Here is a 15,772-nt window from a genome sequence, read left to right as displayed (position 1 = left end):
CGTCCGTAGCACCTCGAAAAGCATCATGAAACAGGCTGGGCTAAAATGATCCCTATGCAATATCTCGTGATCGTTGAAAAGGGCGAGACCGGCTACGGCGCATACATCCCCGACCTGCCAGGCTGCATAGCGGCAGCCGATTCACGCGATGAAGTGGTAGCACTCATCCGTGATGCGATCCGATTCCATATCGAAGAGCTGAAGGCTGACGGCGAGCCGATCCCGGAGCCGGCTTCGCAGGGTGAACTGGTCGACGTTCAGGCGGCCTGATCTCTCGATCGCGGCTGAAGCCGCTCCTACCTTGTTCTGCCCGAACGGGTTATCTGTCGAGCTCTTCCAGCGTCATGAGCCCGCCGGTGATCTGCACGAACGTGGCTACCTGACGACGGAACAGCTCGGGGTCGAGACGCGCGAGACCGGATGAGGTCCCCCAGTAGCCGCCCATCGTGCCCATGATGGCGACGGCCGGCAGGCCGCCGGCGCGTTCCGGGTTCGCCATGCCGTACCAGCGACCCTGGCTCCCGCCGTGGATGCCGGGGCGGAAGATATTTCGAAGCGTGGCCGACGGCAGTTCGTTGTCGATGATGGCGGCTTTCGCGAGCGCCATGAGGGCCTCGCTGTCGGTGGTCCACACCATGCTCGGGTCGATGCGGCCGCTCGCCATAAGTTCATCGCCCTGCTCGACATATTCGATCTGTCCCAGGTGCTCCATGCCGACCACCGCGACGAGATTCGCCGCGGCTTCCGGCTGCCGTGCCAGGTAGTCCACGGCAGCGAAGTCGTGTTCCTGTCCCGGCATGTAGTGCCGGCAGTCGAGATACACCATGAGTGTCCGCGGCCGGTGTTCCCGTGGCAGTTCGGCGAAGTACTGCACGACGCCGAGCAGGCCGAGCGCCCCGTTGTCCTGGGAGATCGACGGACCATCGGTGTGAGTGACGAGTCGGATGACCTCGTCGTCCGGCGTGCCGTAGTCGCGCCCGGGCAGGTAGCCGATCAGTTGATAAGCGTCGCTCTCAACGACCTCGGCTCGGAGCCGGATCGTCGCTTCGGCACCGCGTTCGGCCGCGGCGATCACCTCGCGGCCGGGGTCCCGCGCGACGATCAGTGTCGGGATGTCGTACAGGGCCGGCACAGGAAAAGTGTAGAGTCCCGCGGCGAGTTCCTCACCGGCGTCAGCAATCAGGATGAGTCCTGCCGCATTCCCTTCTCTGGCTTTTCTAACGGCGCCGGGCAGTTGCATGAGCTGCGGGAAGATTCGCCAGCTGACGGAATCGATCGAGTCATCGGGTGGTTTCGCAGCCGTCGTGCCGGGGCCGACTCTGCCGACGTCGTCGGACCAGGGGTAGGTGCCGATCGGCGCCTGATACTCGTAGTCGGTCGTCGCCAGCCCCTGCGCGACCGCCGGATCGAGTGTCAGCGGCATGACGACGATGCGGCCGGCGAGGTCCCTGCCGTCTTCGAAGAGTGTGAGTGCTGCGGTGAGGCCCTCCGGTGATGTCGCACCGGAGTTCGCGCCGAAGGCGGCGACCGGGACCGCCCGCCCTGATACCGTCAGGGCGTCGGCCGACGGCTCGTAGGTCGCCGGGTGCCAGCGGCGGAACTGCCAGCGGTTCCGTTCGATATCGACGACCCCGGCCTCGGTCAGTTCTCCTTCCACGAACTCGAGGAAGTGACGCCAGCTCGCATTCCCCGTCAGCGCCGGGCCGAGGCGGTGCTTCTGCCAGTGCCAGTAGACGATCGTTTCGATGCCCGGCAGCCAGTCTTCGTTGACCGAGTCCCCGGCGTTGGCGAGTGCGGCGTTGTCACCGGCCCGGGCGGCGCCGGCCGCTACGAGGCCGGCGAGCAGCAACGAGGCCGCCCTTGTCCGCCAGTCGCGTCTCACTGCGTCATGTTGTAGCGGAAGCCGATGCCGTAGGTCCGCGGCGGCCCGTAGTACTCACCGACCATACCCACGAGAACGCGCCGCGACGTGACGTATTCCTCGTCGAGGAGATTCTCGCCGAAGGCGTACACGGACCAGCCCGCGCTGTCGTTCAGGCCGATGCGCAGATTCACCGTGCCGTGGTCTTCGGATAACGACGTCTCGCTGTTCTCGATGTCGCGGAAGGCTTCTTCCGTGTAGGTGGCCCAACCGCGGACAGTGAGGGTCCGCTGACCCGTGATCGGAGCTTCCCAGGTTGCGCTCGCGGTGGCCGAGAATTCGGGCGTGCCGGGCAGTTCATTCCCGACGCGCGCCTGGACCTCAGCCGGGTCGGCGCTGTCCCAGCCGGTGATTTCGGAGTCGAGCCAGGTGCCGCGCAGACTCAGCGTGAGCGCCGGCCCGACCAGCCAGTCCGCCTCGACGTCGAGACCGGTGATCTCGGACTCCGCGGCGTTCTGGATGATGGCTTCGACGATGCCGGTGCCGAGATCCTGGAGAGACAGGACCTGCTTGTCCGTGTAGTCGTTTCGGAACACGGAAGCGCTGACGAAGAGCCGGTCCTCGAGCAGTTTCAGCTTGGTGCCGGCCTCGTAAGCCCAGACCGTCTCCGCACCATACGGCGTGAACGAGGCCGGTTCCGTGATGCCCGAGCCGTCGAAGCCGCCGCTCTTGAACGCGCGCGCCACGCTGACGTAGTACATCGCCCCGTCGGTAGGCTCCCACTGGAGGCTGGTCCGGCCGGATAGGTCGTCTTCATCATAGACCCGCTGGTCGAACAGCCCGTCGGGCACCACATTCGGGAAGGCACTGCCGACGGCGGAGACACCGAACGGATCGATGTCGAACGAACCGCCATCGTAGCGTTTCTCCTCGTCCGTGTAGCGCAGGCTACCCGTGATTTGCCAGGCGGGATCAAGCTGCCACTCGACCTGACCGAAGAAGGCGTAAGACTCATCGTCCTGATCGAAGCGGGTACCGAGCGCGCCCAGCAAGAGATCGTAGGCGGTCAGTACCCTGTTGTAGTCGATGTCGTCGTCCGTGTAGGAGACGCCCACGAGCCAGCGGAGATTGGGATCCGCCTGATAGTCGAGGCGCACTTCTTGATAGAGGCTCTGCAACTCCTCGTCGAAGCTCGCCTCGGCCACACGAATCGGCACGAAGTCGCCGATGTTGTATTCGCGCTCGAGGGTCTCGATGCCCGTGATAGAGGTCAGGAGGTAATCGCCGAGCCGCCAGTTCAGCTCTACGACGCCGCCAAGCTGTTCGCTGTCGTTGAAGGGCTCGACGTTGTCGTAGTCCTTGTAGGGTTCGTCGGCGGGTGGCTGGAAGACGCCGAGGATATCGCCATTGATGTTGGTCGAGCCGACGATTTCGGAGTCATCCTGCGCGTAGTGGATGCTGACGAGGGCGTCGAAGTTCTCCGAGAAATCGAACGCGAGCGACCCGCGAAACGCCAGGACGTCCTTGTCGCCGTAATCGTCCTCCGCGCCGACTTCGGGGACCGGGGGTACCACGCCTGGCACCCGGGTGAAGCCTGCGGTGGAATCGACCGTCCCCGGCCGGTCCATGTAGCCGCCGCCGTCCTGGTACAACGCGGCGAAACGGCCTTCCACGGTGTCGGTGAGGGCGCCGCCGATTGCCGCCTCCAGGTTAATGGCGTCGTAGTTGCCGTAGGATACGTCGACATAGCCGGAGGTCTCCGGCGCCGGCCGTCGGCTCACAAAGTTGATGGCGCCGGCCGTGCTGTTGCGGCCGTACAGGCCGATCTGCGGCCCTTTCAGCACCTCGACGCGTTGCAGGTCGAACAGCGGGAACGTGAGATACGCACTCATCGGCAGATAGACGCCGTCGGCATGCACGGCGACGGACGGATTGTTGTTCACCCAGGGGTTCGTGGTGCCGATGCCCCGGAGTGTGATCGTCGGGTTATTGCTGCCGTTGCCGCGGTAGATGTCCAGGGACGGGATGTTGCGGCTGAGGCTGTCGAGCCCGACGATGCGCTGCTCGCTCAGCGCGTCCTCGCCGAGTACCGAAATGGCCATGCCGATGTCTTCGCGGCTCTGCTCGCGCTTCTGGGCGGTGACGACGATCTCTTCGATGACGCCCTGAGCGTAAGCCGATGCGGACGGCATGAAAGGCGATCCTGCGGCCGCACAAATAACGCCTGCACTGATTACTGCCGCGTAACCACTACGCAAACCCATGGTATTCCCCCCTGGAGCTGTTGCTTCGGAATTTATCGCAGAAAAACAGAATCTTACAGAAGTTACGGTATTGTTTCATCTGCCGCCGGCTTGCAGGCGCCGGCAGCCGGACAGGCGGATTCAGCTCCGATCGGTGCTGAGAGACCCCCTTTGCGATAGGGTGCTCGCGGATGAAGCCGCTCCTGCATATTTATTGAGGAGACTTGGATGAGCGAACTGACAGGGATGACGGCACTCGTCACCGGGGCCAGCCGCGGGATCGGCGAGGCCACCGCTCGCTATCTCGGCCGGAGGGGCGTGAACGTCGTGCTGGCGGCGCGCAGTGGCGATGCCATTGAGCGCATCGCCGCAGAGATCCGTGAGGCCGGCGGGTCCGCGATCGCCCAAGCGACCGACGTCACGGATTTCGCGGCCGTCGAGCAGGCGGTGTCGCGGGCGGTGGACGAGTTCGGCGGTCTCGATATCCTCGTGAACAACGCCGGCACCATCGACCCGATCGCCCGCATCGCGGAGAGCGATCCGGCGGCCTGGGGGCGAGTCGTCGACATCAACGTCAAGGGCGTCTACCACGGGCTGCGGGCGGCGCTGCCGGTGATGCTGGAGGCAGGGCGTGGCACGATCGTGAATCTGAGTTCGGGCGCGGCGACCAGCGCGCTGGAAGGCTGGAGCCATTACTGCTCTACCAAGGCCGCCGTGCTGTCTCTGACGCGCTGCGCTCACCGCGAGTACGGCGATGAGGGCATCCGCGTGGTGGGACTGAGCCCGGGCACCGTCGCGACGGAGATGCAGACGTCCATCCGCGAGTCGGGCATCAACCCGGTGAGCAAGATGCCCTGGTCGGCGCACATCCCGCCGGAATGGGTGGCGCAGGCGATCGCGTTCCTGTGCGGCCCCGAAGGCGGGGAGTTCGCCGGCGGTGATTTTTCCCTGAAGGACGACGAGGGCCGCCGCCGCGCAGGTCTGCCCGAAACCGAATCGTAGGAGGGCCTTCAGGCCCGATGTTGGTCGCGGCTGAAGCCGCTCCTACAGTGGTGCCGGTAGGGGACCTTCAGGCCGGACCCTGGTCAGCTCTTCGAATTCGCCCCCTTATTGCCCGGATGTTATAACAAGAGTTATAATAACCGAAACTTCCCATTTCGCCCTGATTCCGCAATGGCCGCCAACATCAAACTCCGGAAAATCGGCAATTCCCTCGGCGTGATCCTGCCGAGGGAGGAACTCGACCGTCTGCATTTGTCCGAGGGCGATGCGCTCACGATCACGCGTACGGAAGACGGCGTCGAACTATCCCCTTACGACCCGGAGTTCGAGATGAAGCTGAAGGCTTTCGAGAAGACCCGCCGCAAGTACCGTAACGCTCTGCGCGAACTGGCGAAATAGCGCGTCGGCCGCGTGTCGTTCGTCTGGCTGGAATCCCGCGACGTCCTCTATTTCCATCGTGAGCTGATCGCGGAGCACGGCGGTCTTCCGGGACCGGCGGACGGCGACAGGCTCGAGTCCACAGTGGCCCGTCCGCGCAACCTGCTTGCATACGGTGATGACGCGACGATCTGCGACCTGGCTGCAAGCTATGGCTACGGCTTTGCCCGCAACCACTGCTTCCCGGATGGCAACAAACGCATCGCGCTGGTAGCGATCGATGTGTTCCTCATGGTGAACGGCTATGAGCTGGTGGCCGACGAAGCGGACGCTGTCGTGACGATCAGGATGCTCGCGGCGGGGGAGATGAGCGAGGCCCAACTAAGCGCGTGGATCGAGGCCAATACAACCTCCATGTAGGAGGGCCTTCAGGCCCGATGGCAAATTGCGGCTGAAGCCGCTCCTGCGCTAGCTCTCGCGCTGTTCCTTCATGAATTCCTCGTGCCGCTCGACGATGCGCGTCCAGAGGTCGCCAACCTCCGGCACGTCGAGGTGAAACTGCCGCGACAGCGTCTCCACGAGGTCGTCGGCGCTCTCGATCAGGCGTTCGCTTTCGCCGTGCGGCCCGATCTCGGAGAGCACCCGCCCGCGCAGCGTGCGGTGGGCGTCCGGCAGGCGGATCTGGGCGACAAGGCTTTTCACGAACCCGGAGGTCGGGTCGCTCTGCAGGTAGGCGCAGCGCCGCGCGAGCGCATCTTCGTCGCCGGCCACGGGCTCGAAATCGAAGGTGAATTCACCGTCGCCGGCGTCCTCGTGAAACTGCCAGCAGCCGTCGTCGAGGCGGCGGAGGCCGAGTTGGAAGGGCGGCTGGCGGTGGATGACCTCGGCGAGTTCGATGGGCTCGAGCAGGCTGCCGCCGAAGCCCGCGTCGGCGAGGAATTGGCGGTCGGGGGCATCCTCCGTCTTGACCAGCAGGGCGAGGTGGTTGGCGTCGGAGATGTCTTCGCGGCCTTCGCGCATGACCGCGCCGGCGACCCGGGTCACCGCGAAACCGATCTCCGCGAGCACCGCGCCGAACAGCCCGTTCTGCTCGTAGCACCAGCCGCCTCGCCGGTGGCGGACGATCTTGTCGTAGGCGGCGTCCGGGTCGAGGGTGAGGTGGCGGCCGAGCTGTACGTCGAGGTTCTCGAAGGGGATGGCAAGGGCATGGTGGCGGAGGAGGCCGGTGAGTGCGGCAAGCGTCGGCGCTACGGGTCCGGCGTAGCCGATGCGGTCGAGATAGCACTGGAGTTGCATGACGGGATTCCGTGATTCTTGTGATGTCTGCCGCCGCAGCAAGGGCCATTTCTGCCTGATTCGCACAGAAAACGGAAGGGCTCTTGGCGGAGAACTGTATAGAATTACAGTATCAGGCGGGTGCAGGCGGAGGGAGCCGCGATGTTGCAGAATCGGGCAGTTACCAGCGATTTGGCCGACGATCGCGACGCGCAGAACGACAAATGTAGGAGCGGCTTCAGCCGCGACCCCCAGGCGGACCCCGGTCCCGACGGCGAGCTTCAAGGCCGCGCCCGCTACGCCGCCGGCGAGAAACTCGGCGCGGAGATCACCGCCCTCTGCGGCAACATCTACGCGAAGACCTACCGCCTGCTGGAGCTCATCCGCGAGTTCGACGAGAAGGGCTACTGGCAGCTGCCCGGTCTCTGCTCCACCGCCCACTGGCTGAACTGGCAATGCGGCATCGGCATGAACGCGGCACGGGAGAAGGTGCGTGTGGCCCGCACGCTCCCCGACCTGCCGAAGATCTCCGAGGCCTTCCGTAAGGGCGAGATCTCCTACTCGAAGGTCCGCGCCATGACCCGTGTGGCGGATGCACAGAACGAGGACTACCTCCTGGGCATCGCCCGCCACGGCACCGCGTACCATGTGGAAGGCATCGTCGCGAAATGCCGCCGCGCGAAGCGGCTGCAGGACGCCGCGAACGCGAACTTCCAGTACGAGATGCGCAGCGTCGAACACTACTACGATGACGACGGTGCCCTGGTGCTGAAGGCGAGACTCCCGGCGGAGGTCGGCGCGCTGCTCCTGAAGGCCCTGGACAAGGCCATGGACCACCAATTCAATGCTGACGATGATGTGCATGTAGGAGGGCCTTCAGGCCCGATTTCTTCTCCGGCGACAGACGTTTCCGCGGAAACACCGGAGCCCGACCCCGACCCGGAACCCACCCGCTACACCTTCCCCCAACGCCGCGCCGACGCCCTGGCCGAAATGGCCGAGACCTACCTCGCCCACGGCGCCAGGGATTCCTCCTCTGCCGACCGCTACCAGGTCGTCGTCCACGTTTCTGCGGAAATGCTGGATTCCCATGTAGGAGGGCCTTCAGGCCCGATCCATTCCCAAACCACCTCCCAAATAGAAAATGCTCACCACGTTTCCGCGGAAACATCCCGCCGCCTCGCCTGCGACTGCTCCGTCCTCGGACTGGTCGAAGATGCCGACGGCGAACCCCTGTCCATCGGCCGCAAATCCCGCTCCATCTCGCCGGCCATCCGCCGCGCGCTGCGCATCCGCGACAAGGGCTGCCGCTTCCCCGGCTGCACCCGCAAGGCCTACCTCGACGGCCACCATATAAGGCACTGGTCCGACGGCGGAGAGACCAGCCTCGATAACCTCGTATTGCTGTGCCGCCATCACCACCGCCTCGTCCACGAAGGCGGCTTCGACTGCGAGAAGAGCGACGACGGCGAAGTCGTCTTCCGCGACGCGCGCCGGCAACGCATAGACCGCTACGCCCGACTGACCCCGGAAGAAGAGCGCCGCGCCTTCGACGTCTGGCTCGAACGCGAGATGCGCGACCTCGGCATCACCTCACAGACCTGCGTTACGCGCTGGGAAGGGGAGCGCATGGACTGGGATCTGGGGGTCGGGCATCTGTTTCCGCGGGAAGCCGCCGCCGGCTAGTTACGCGCTGCCAGCAGCAACCGAACCAGCTCACCCTTCAGCACCTTCCCCGTCGGATTACGCGGCAGCGCGTCGACGATCTCCAGCCGCTCCGGCCGCATGAACCGCGCAACGCCTGCGGCGGACAGCTGTTCGATGAGCGACTCCAGCGACAGGCTCGCGCCGGGCGCCGTGACCACCGCCGCGCAGATGCGCTCGCCGAGCCGCTCGTCCGGGTAGCCGACGGCGGCGGCTTCCTGCACCTCGGGCAATGCCTGGATGGCGGATTCGAGTTCGCCGGCCGGGATCTTGAGGCCGCCGCGGTTGATGACGTCCTTCAAGCGGTCGATGTAGTGGAAGTAGTCGGCGTCCTCGCCATCACCGGCGATCTCGAACAGCTCGCCCGTGCGGAAGTAGCCTTCCTCGTCGAAGTCCCCGCGGTCGACCGTGCCCTCGGCGGTCCAGTAGCCGGGGAACAGGGCAGGGCTGCGGAAGAGGAACTCGCCCGGCTGGCCCGGCTCCGTGACCGCCCGGCCGGTTTCGATGTCCACGAGTTTCGACTCGACGCCGCGCGCGATGCGTATGCCCCAGTCGCTGCCGTCGCTCTGCTTGCGGGCGGAGCCGCGGAAGCGGGGGAAGTAGCGGGCGCGGCGGTGTGGGTCGCCGGTCATGGTGGGGCCGGAGAGCAGCGTGATCCCCTCGGTCGAGCCGAAAGCGTTGACCACCTCGATGCCGTAGCGCTCGCGGAAGCCCTCGATCATCCAGGCGTCCAGCGGCGCGGAGCCGCAGAGGATGCTGCGGATGGAGGAGACGTCCCGGTCGTCGAGGATGCGCTCGCGCAGGAGCGCGTTCAGCATCGCCGGTGCGGCGACGGTGTGGTGGATGCCGAGTTCCTCCAGCTGGTCGAGGAAGATGCCCATGTCGAAGGGGTTGTGCAGCGCGAGGGTGCCCTGGACTTCGAGCCAGGGCATGAACAGGCCGTTGTAGCCGGCGGTGTGGACCATCTGCATGGGCGCGAGCAGGCGGTCGCCGTGGTGCAGGCCGCCGGCGTCGCGGCAGCAGCCGCCGGTGGCGTGCCACTGGTTGTGGGTGCGCGGGACGCACTTCGGGTTGCCGGTGGTGCCGGAGGTCCAGTGCATGGTGACTATCTCGTCGGCGCCGACCGTGAGGCCGTCCAGGTAGGCCTCGAGTGCGCCGTCGTCGACCTGGAGGTCTCTGACGTCGCCGATGTCGCCGCCGCCCTCGCCCAGGCCGAGCACCGGCGCCGCCGGGGAGTCCCCCTCGGCGAGGATGCGGCGCGCGCTCTCCGCCGGGCGCTGGTCCTTGTACCGCGCCAGCGTCAGCACGCACGCCGGGCGCAGGTGACCGAAGATGCGCCGCATGTCGCGTTCGCCGTAGGCCAGCATGACCGGCGAGGCGATGGCGCCGAGGCGCGCGCAGGCGAGGAAGGCGATGACGATCTCGGCGATGTTCGGCAGCTGCACGACCACCACCGAGTCCTTGCGTACGCCGGCGGCCAGCAGGCCCGCGGCGAGCGCGTTCACACAGGCGTCGGTCTCGGCGAAGCTCAGCTGTCGCGGCTCGCCGTAGCAAAACGCCGGCCGGTCCGGCGCGTCCACGAGGGCGAGCTGCTCCGGCGCGGCGTCGACGCAGGCGCGGAAGAGATCGTCGACGGTGACGTCCCCCCACCACCCGCTGGCGCGATAACGCTCGAGGGTGGCTTCGTCATCCAGGATCATGACGGTGCGGCGAGTCTCAGGCAGCCATGCTGTCGGCCACCTTCAGCAGCCAGGGGTTGGCGTCGCCCTTGGTCATGTTCATGTAGCCGGGCATGTCGAAGTAGTCCCGCGCCCGCCAGATGCGGCCGTCCCTGATCTGATAGATGCCCATGTAGGGCATGCGCACGGTGACGCCGTCCGGCTGGTCGTATTCGTCGATGCCCTCGAAGATGATCTTCTCGTCGTCCTCCAGGTAGTTGACGATGCGCCAGCGGCTCGTCTCCTGGTGCGGCCAGAGCATGGTGATGCCCTTCTTCAGGAACTCCTTGCCCTCGAACGGCCGCGTGCCGACGTGGTAGTGGTAGATGACGTCGTCGTGGAAGCAGTCGAGGACCGCCTCCAGGTCTTTCGCCATCATGGAATCGATGTAGCGCTGTACCGTCTCGTAGGGCTTACCCATGGTGTGCTCTCCCCGCTGGTTGCTGCGCGCTTCGTTCGAGTATGCGGTCGACGGCCATGCGCGCGCTCTTGGCCGCCGCCGGTGTGGCGACGTAGCCCGGTGGGCCGCAGCCGTCGCCGACGTTGTAGAGATTCGGTAGCGGCGTCTCCACCGGGAGGTTGTAGCCCGGCCAGGAGCGCGCCACCACGTCCGGGTCGTCGATGTCGCGCAGCTGCACGTCGAGGAAGCGCCCGCCCTTCTCGTCGAAGTCCGGGAACAGCGTGCGCACGTCGGCCATGTTGGCGCGGCGCTCGTCTTCCCGGTCCATGGGATGCAGGCAACTCTTCGGCGTGCCGTAGAAAGCGGTGAGGTGGCGGCCATCGGGTGACCACTCCGGACAGATATTCGTGAGCGGCACGCCGGTAACGATGCGCTCGAGGCCGGCGGCCAGGAAGGCGGAACGCGGCTCGAACAGGGGCTCGTCGGAGACGACGTAAGTGGCGACGATGGGCGTGGGCCGAATGCGTTTCTCCAGCGTCTCGGTGTAGTCGCTGCCGAGCGCCTGCCGGCCCGCGAGCTGGACCGTGACCGACGGACCGGTGTTGCTGATGACGATGTCCGCGGGCAAGGTCTCCTCGCGGCCGTCGCTCTCGATGCGCACACCCGTGGCCCGGCCGTCCGTAGTCTCGATGGCGAGTGTCGGCGTCTCCAGCAGCACGCGGCCGCCATTGGTCTCGATGACCCGCGCCAGCGCCTCGCTGACCGAGACGAAGCCGCCCGGCAGCATCGCGTACTTGTCCATGCGGGCCTCGGTGGCGGCGAAGTGGGCGAACCAGTGCCGCGCGGGATACTCGAAGTCGTTCACCGCGGAGACGGCCGACGTGATGGCGTGGAAGAGGGCGAGCAGGTCCTCGTTGTCGGTGTAGCGCTCGAGCCATTCACGGAAGGTGGGACCATCGTCGCCCACGGCGGTCGCCTCGGGGTCGCGGAAGGCCTTGCCGATCTTCGTGATCGAGAGCTCCAGGCCCACGCGGGCCATGGCCTTCTTCGAGCCGCCGCCGTGCACCTTCATGAACATCTCGAGCATCTTGCCGGTGCCGCTCTTCGCCGGCAGGGGCACGAACTCGCCGCCGCCCTTGATCCAGAACCACATCTCGCTGACCGGGCGCTTCTCGAACTCGGCGCCGACCTCCTCGCAGATGTCGGGCAGGACGCCGCGGAGCTGGAACGACACCGCGCCGCGGGGCAGGCGGTAGCCCTCGATTTCCTGGGTGCGCGTGCGCCCGCCCACGGTGTTCAGTTTCTCGCAGACGGTGACCCGGTAGCCGTTCTTCGCGAGCAGTGCGCCTGCGCACATACCGCCGACGCCGGCACCGATGATCACCACGTGTTCTCTGTTGTCCATGTCAGCTCCCATAGGATGGCCGAGGGTGGTCGAGGGTTGTCAGGGGGCGGTCAGCCGCAGGCCCCCGAGGATGAAATCCCAGATTTCGTCGGCGAGCGCCGCACGACCGGGGCGTTGTTCCGTCGCCAGGGCCTGGCCGGCGGCATGGCGGACGCCGCCGCAGATCATCGCGGCGAGGATGTCGGGGTCGTAACGGGCGGGGATCTGCCCGCGCTGCTGGCCCTTGGCGATGTTGCGGGCCGCCAGGGCAATCACCCGCTGCCAGCGCTCCGCCTCGACAGCGGCTACGCCGGGGTCCCGGGCCAGGCGCGAGATGATGATGGCGGCAAGCGGGTGGTCGTAGAGGAAGTCGATCAGGCGGGATACGCGTTCGCGCTCACGCAGCGTCCAGTCGCCCGGCGGCAGGTCGGAGAGGTCGATGCTGCGGTCCAGTTCGTCGTAGAAATTGTCGACAACGGCGGCGATCAGCTGCGATTTCGAGCCGAAACGGTGATAGGGGAGGCCCACCGAGACGCCGGCGCGACGGGCGACGTCCTGCAACTCGAAGTCGCCGTTGCCGTCCACGAGTGCGTCGGCTGCCGCGGCGATGATCGTCTCGCGGCTGCGCTCCGAGCGTAACGTTCTTGCCCCCATGCTCCCCCCGGGCATGAAATTGAATTGAATTCAATTATAAGGACGGCACGATCGAGATGTCCAGCGGCATTCGCCGGCGGTGGTCGCGGGGGTTCCGCGAGAGGCGGCTAGCCGCTCAGGAAAGGCAGGCGATAGGTGCGTTTGCCGGTGGCGGCGAAGAGGGCGTTAGCCACCGCCGGCGCCAGCGGCGGCACGCCGGGCTCGCCGACGCCGGTCGGCGCCTCGCCGGACTGGACGATGTGCACCTCCACCTTCGGCATCTCGTCGATGCGCAGCGAACGGTAGTTGTCGAAGTTGTCCTGCTGCACCTTCCCGTCCTTCAGCGTGATCTCCTCGCGCAGCGCGGCGGAGAGGGCATAGGCAATGCCGCCTTCCATCTGGGCGCGGATGACGTCCGGGTTGATCGCAATGCCGCAGTCGACGGCGCAGACGACACGGTCGACGCTGAAGCTGCCGTCATCTTCGACGGTGATGTCGGCCACCTCGGCCACGTAGGTGCCGAAGGATTTGTGCACGGCGACGCCGCGGCCGCGGTTCGGGCCGAGGTCCTCGCCCCAGCCGGCCTTCTCCGCGGCGAGTTCGAGCACGCCGAGGTGGCGCGGGTGTTCGGCCAGGAGTTCGCGGCGCAGTTCGACCGGGTCGCGTCCGGCGGCCGCAGCGAGTTCGTCGATGAAGACCTCGGTGACGAAGCCGTTCTGGGTGTGGCCGACGGAGCGCCACCACAGCGCGGGCACGCCGTTGTCGGTCTCGTGCCAGTCCACGCGCAGGTTTGGGATGGTGTAGGGCAGTTCCCGCGAGCCCTCCACGGCGGAGGGGTCGAGGCCGTCCTGAATCATGCCCTCGAAGGCGCTGCCCTTCATGAAGGACTGGATCACCGCCTGGTGTCGCCACGCGGCCGGTTTGCCGTCGGCGTCCAGTGCGCCTTCCAGCAAGTGGTAGCTCATGGGTCGGTAGCGCCCGGCGCGCATGTCGTCTTCGCGGGTCCAGATGAGCTTGACCGGGGCGCGGCCGTCTATGGCCTTGGCTACGGAGACGGCGTCGGCCACGTAGTCGGAGTCCGGCACGGCGCGGCGGCCGAAGCTGCCGCCGGCGAACACGGTGTTGATCTCCACCTGTTCCGGCTGCAGTCCGAGGATACCGGCCGCGATGTTCTGGTCGAGGGTCTGGATCTGCGAGCCGGTCCAGATGCGGCAGCCGCCGTCGGCGAGTTCGACGACGCAGTCCATCGGCTCCATGGTGGCATGGGCCAGGAACGGCAGGCGGTATTCGCGGCGGATCACGGTCTCGGCGGAGGCCAGCGCGGCCGGCGCGTCGCCGTCGTTGCGGGCGACGAGGCCGTCTTCCTTCGCCTTGCCCTCGTACTCAGCGAAGAGTGCCTCCGAGCCGCGCTTCTCGGCGTTGGTCTCGTCCCACTCGACGGTGAGCGCCTCGCGGCCTTTCAGCGCCGACCAGTAGCTGTCGGCCACCACGGCGACGCCGCGCGGGATCTCGACCACGTCGGTGACGCCGGCGACCGCTTTGGCCTCCGTGGCGTCGAAGGACTTCACCTTCGCGCCGAAGCGCGGCGGATGGGCGACCAGCGCGGTCAGCATGCCCGGGCGCGAGAGGTCCATGGTGAACTCGAGGCTGCCGTCGGTCTTGGCAGCTGAATCGAGCCGCGGGACCTTCGTGCCGATGAGGGTGAACTCGGCCGGATCCTTCAGCGCCGGGTCTTCCGGCGGCGTGATATCGGCGGCGGCGACGGCGAGCTCGCCGAAGGTCGCGCTGCGGCTCGAGGCCTGGTGGCTGAGCACGCCTTCCCTGACCGTGATCTCGCCCGCCGGCACATCCCACCGCGCCGCGGCGGCGCCCACCAGCATGGCCTTCGCGCCCGCGGCCGCCTGTCGCAGCTGCATCCACGAGTTGGCCACCGAGGTGGATCCGCCCGTGCCCTGCATGGGCCCGAACGCGAGGTTGTTGTAGAGCTCCACGTTCGCCGGCGCGAACTCGGCCTGCATCTGCGACCAGGCGGCGTCGAGTTCCTCGGCCACGATGGTGGGCAGGCCGGTGGTGACGCCCTGGCCCTTGTCGAGGTGTTTGACGATCACCGTCACCGTGTTGTCCGTGCCGATGCGGATGAACGGGCCGGTCGCGATCTCTTCGGTGCCGGCGGCAGAACCGGCTGATCCGGTGGCGCTACCCGATCCCGGCGCCGCCTCCTCGCCGCGACCACAGCCGATCATGAAACCCGCGCCCGAGAGGCCGACCACCTTGAGGAAGGTGCGGCGGTCGAGGGCGGGACGGGGGAGTCTGTCGAAGCGTCCGAACATGATCAGCCCTTCATCTCGTCGGCAGCCTGGCGGATGGCCGCCCGGATGCGCTGGTAGGTGCCGCAGCGGCAGAGGTTGCCGCGCATGGCGCGGTCGATGTCCTGGTCGTCGGGGTCCGGGTTCTCGCTCAACAGTGCGGTGGCCGACATGATCTGCCCGGACTGGCAGTAGCCGCACTGCACCACGTCGAGCTGGCGCCAGGCGCTGCGCACGGCGAGCCCCGCCGGCGAGTCGAGGCCCTCCAGGCCCTCGATGGTGACGACGGGGCGCTCTCCCACGCTGGAGACCGGCAGCCGGCAGGAGCGCGTGGCCTCGCCATCCACGCTCACGGTGCAGGCGCCGCAGCGGGCGATGCCGCAGCCGTATTTGGTGCCGGTGAGTCCGAGGTCTTCCCGCAGCACCCACAGCAGGGGCTTGTCTTCGGGGACGTCGACGGTGCGGGACTCACCGTTCACGGTCAGGGTGAATGGCATGGGGCGCTCCGGTAGTGTGGCCGTTCGGATGTCGCCCGAGTATAGCCCACGTAACTGGCCGTTCGGTCAGCGTCGAACGATTGACCACGCGGCGGGGGATCGGGTTTACCGCGCCGGAGTTCGAGAGGAGAGAAGTCTTGCCCCTGACTATTGCATCGCTGCACCGGGTTGCACTCGGTGCGGTCGCGACCGAGCTGACCGGACTGCTGGACGCCGCGGCGGCGCGGTTGGAGGCCGGCGAGCGCGACGCTCCCCTGGCACGGCAGCTGGCCGTCCCGGGCCGCCAGCTGGGCGACACCCCGCGGAAGATGGCGCTGAAGGACACCCTCCAGGGCATAGCCGACCGCCTGACGACACTGTAGGAGGAGGGC

Annotated in this window: 15 protein-coding genes; 6 read left to right on the top strand and 9 right to left on the bottom strand. The window is 66.9% G+C overall.

Features of this window, described 5'->3' with window-relative positions:
• Positions 1 to 54: 54 nt before the first annotated feature.
• Positions 55 to 270: a type II toxin-antitoxin system HicB family antitoxin gene (locus tag ACJMKZ_RS07220; RefSeq protein ID WP_405232514.1), complete on the top strand. Its 216-nt coding sequence runs from the start codon at positions 55 to 57 to the stop codon at positions 268 to 270.
• A gap of 49 nt (positions 271 to 319) precedes the next feature.
• Here ACJMKZ_RS07220 and ACJMKZ_RS07215 read toward each other — a convergent pair whose 3' ends face one another.
• Together ACJMKZ_RS07215 and ACJMKZ_RS07210 are read right to left on the bottom strand one after the other, a co-directional pair.
• The gene (locus tag ACJMKZ_RS07215; RefSeq protein ID WP_405232513.1) at positions 320 to 1,882 is read right to left on the bottom strand and encodes a hypothetical protein; all 1,563 of its coding nucleotides are present in this window, start codon (positions 1,880 to 1,882) and stop codon (positions 320 to 322) included.
• Positions 1,879 to 4,053 (bottom strand): TonB-dependent receptor, encoded by a 2,175-nt coding sequence (locus ACJMKZ_RS07210; protein ID WP_405232512.1) that lies wholly within the window; start codon positions 4,051 to 4,053, stop codon positions 1,879 to 1,881. The genes ACJMKZ_RS07215 and ACJMKZ_RS07210 overlap by 4 nt, the downstream gene beginning before the upstream one ends.
• A 279-nt stretch (positions 4,054 to 4,332) precedes the next feature.
• Here ACJMKZ_RS07210 and ACJMKZ_RS07205 point away from each other — a divergent pair, with 279 nt between their 5' ends.
• From ACJMKZ_RS07205 to ACJMKZ_RS07195, 3 genes are all read left to right on the top strand, one after another.
• The gene (locus ACJMKZ_RS07205) at positions 4,333 to 5,106 is read left to right on the top strand and encodes an SDR family oxidoreductase (protein ID WP_405232511.1); all 774 of its coding nucleotides are present in this window, start codon (positions 4,333 to 4,335) and stop codon (positions 5,104 to 5,106) included.
• 171 nt (positions 5,107 to 5,277) lie between these two features.
• On the top strand, positions 5,278 to 5,505 hold the full coding sequence (locus ACJMKZ_RS07200; RefSeq protein ID WP_405232510.1) for an AbrB/MazE/SpoVT family DNA-binding domain-containing protein: 228 nt from the start codon (positions 5,278 to 5,280) through the stop codon (positions 5,503 to 5,505).
• Positions 5,506 to 5,517: 12 nt separating this feature from the next.
• Positions 5,518 to 5,904 carry a type II toxin-antitoxin system death-on-curing family toxin gene (locus tag ACJMKZ_RS07195; RefSeq protein WP_405232509.1) on the top strand — a complete coding sequence of 129 codons (387 nt, stop codon included), beginning with the start codon at positions 5,518 to 5,520 and terminating at the stop codon, positions 5,902 to 5,904.
• Between the two features lie 48 nt (positions 5,905 to 5,952).
• On the opposite strand, the gene ACJMKZ_RS07190 is transcribed toward ACJMKZ_RS07195, so the two are convergent.
• Positions 5,953 to 6,780 (bottom strand): arylamine N-acetyltransferase family protein, encoded by an 828-nt coding sequence (locus ACJMKZ_RS07190; protein ID WP_405232508.1) that lies wholly within the window; start codon positions 6,778 to 6,780, stop codon positions 5,953 to 5,955.
• 141 nt (positions 6,781 to 6,921) lie between these two features.
• Here ACJMKZ_RS07190 and ACJMKZ_RS07185 point away from each other — a divergent pair, with 141 nt between their 5' ends.
• The gene (locus ACJMKZ_RS07185; protein WP_405232507.1) at positions 6,922 to 8,445 is read left to right on the top strand and encodes an HNH endonuclease signature motif containing protein; all 1,524 of its coding nucleotides are present in this window, start codon (positions 6,922 to 6,924) and stop codon (positions 8,443 to 8,445) included.
• Here ACJMKZ_RS07185 and ACJMKZ_RS07180 read toward each other — a convergent pair.
• The 6 genes from ACJMKZ_RS07180 to ACJMKZ_RS07155 form a co-directional block, all read right to left on the bottom strand.
• Positions 8,442 to 10,163, bottom strand: a complete 1,722-nt coding sequence (locus tag ACJMKZ_RS07180) for a class I adenylate-forming enzyme family protein (protein WP_405232506.1) — start codon at positions 10,161 to 10,163, stop codon at positions 8,442 to 8,444. The genes ACJMKZ_RS07185 and ACJMKZ_RS07180 overlap by 4 nt on opposite strands.
• A 16-nt stretch (positions 10,164 to 10,179) precedes the next feature.
• A complete protein-coding gene (locus ACJMKZ_RS07175) occupies positions 10,180 to 10,602 on the bottom strand; it encodes a nuclear transport factor 2 family protein (protein WP_405232505.1) in 423 nt (140 codons plus the stop codon).
• Positions 10,595 to 11,986 (bottom strand): phytoene desaturase family protein, encoded by a 1,392-nt coding sequence (locus tag ACJMKZ_RS07170; protein ID WP_405232504.1) that lies wholly within the window; start codon positions 11,984 to 11,986, stop codon positions 10,595 to 10,597. The genes ACJMKZ_RS07175 and ACJMKZ_RS07170 overlap by 8 nt, the downstream gene beginning before the upstream one ends.
• Positions 11,987 to 12,025: 39 nt before the next feature.
• Complete coding sequence (locus tag ACJMKZ_RS07165; protein WP_405232503.1) at positions 12,026 to 12,619, bottom strand: TetR/AcrR family transcriptional regulator; 594 nt, start codon at positions 12,617 to 12,619, stop codon at positions 12,026 to 12,028.
• A gap of 107 nt (positions 12,620 to 12,726) precedes the next feature.
• Positions 12,727 to 14,928 (bottom strand): xanthine dehydrogenase family protein molybdopterin-binding subunit, encoded by a 2,202-nt coding sequence (locus ACJMKZ_RS07160; protein WP_405232502.1) that lies wholly within the window; start codon positions 14,926 to 14,928, stop codon positions 12,727 to 12,729.
• Between the two features lie 2 nt (positions 14,929 to 14,930).
• On the bottom strand, positions 14,931 to 15,401 hold the full coding sequence (locus tag ACJMKZ_RS07155) for a (2Fe-2S)-binding protein (RefSeq protein ID WP_405232501.1): 471 nt from the start codon (positions 15,399 to 15,401) through the stop codon (positions 14,931 to 14,933).
• A 137-nt stretch (positions 15,402 to 15,538) separates the two neighbouring features.
• Between ACJMKZ_RS07155 and ACJMKZ_RS07150 the strand changes: the two genes are divergently transcribed.
• On the top strand, positions 15,539 to 15,763 hold the full coding sequence (locus ACJMKZ_RS07150; RefSeq protein ID WP_405232500.1) for a hypothetical protein: 225 nt from the start codon (positions 15,539 to 15,541) through the stop codon (positions 15,761 to 15,763).
• Positions 15,764 to 15,772 lie beyond the last annotated feature (9 nt).

The sequence above is a fragment of the Lentisalinibacter salinarum genome (assembly GCF_040706555.1).
Classification (GTDB): Bacteria; Pseudomonadota; Gammaproteobacteria; order Steroidobacterales; family Woeseiaceae; genus Lentisalinibacter; species Lentisalinibacter salinarum.
The sequence above is the reverse complement of the archived record's forward strand: the minus strand, read 5'-3'. Positions and strand labels throughout refer to the sequence as shown.

Excerpts from the sequence above, each read along its gene's own strand:
- ACJMKZ_RS07220 (WP_405232514.1), top strand. The coding sequence starts at position 55 with ATGCAATATCTCGTGATCGTTGAAAAGGGCGAGACCGGCTACGGCGCA.
- ACJMKZ_RS07170 (WP_405232504.1), bottom strand. The coding sequence starts at position 11,986 with ATGGACAACAGAGAACACGTGGTGATCATCGGTGCCGGCGTCGGCGGT.
- ACJMKZ_RS07200 (WP_405232510.1), top strand. The coding sequence starts at position 5,278 with ATGGCCGCCAACATCAAACTCCGGAAAATCGGCAATTCCCTCGGCGTG.
- ACJMKZ_RS07180 (WP_405232506.1), bottom strand. The coding sequence starts at position 10,163 with ATGATCCTGGATGACGAAGCCACCCTCGAGCGTTATCGCGCCAGCGGG.
- ACJMKZ_RS07155 (WP_405232501.1), bottom strand. The coding sequence starts at position 15,401 with ATGCCATTCACCCTGACCGTGAACGGTGAGTCCCGCACCGTCGACGTC.
- ACJMKZ_RS07175 (WP_405232505.1), bottom strand. The coding sequence starts at position 10,602 with ATGGGTAAGCCCTACGAGACGGTACAGCGCTACATCGATTCCATGATG.
- ACJMKZ_RS07190 (WP_405232508.1), bottom strand. The coding sequence starts at position 6,780 with ATGCAACTCCAGTGCTATCTCGACCGCATCGGCTACGCCGGACCCGTA.
- ACJMKZ_RS07160 (WP_405232502.1), bottom strand. The coding sequence starts at position 14,928 with ATGTTCGGACGCTTCGACAGACTCCCCCGTCCCGCCCTCGACCGCCGC.
- ACJMKZ_RS07210 (WP_405232512.1), bottom strand. The coding sequence starts at position 4,053 with ATGCCGTCCGCATCGGCTTACGCTCAGGGCGTCATCGAAGAGATCGTC.
- ACJMKZ_RS07205 (WP_405232511.1), top strand. The coding sequence starts at position 4,333 with ATGAGCGAACTGACAGGGATGACGGCACTCGTCACCGGGGCCAGCCGC.
- ACJMKZ_RS07185 (WP_405232507.1), top strand. The coding sequence starts at position 6,922 with ATGTTGCAGAATCGGGCAGTTACCAGCGATTTGGCCGACGATCGCGAC.
- ACJMKZ_RS07165 (WP_405232503.1), bottom strand. The coding sequence starts at position 12,619 with ATGGGGGCAAGAACGTTACGCTCGGAGCGCAGCCGCGAGACGATCATC.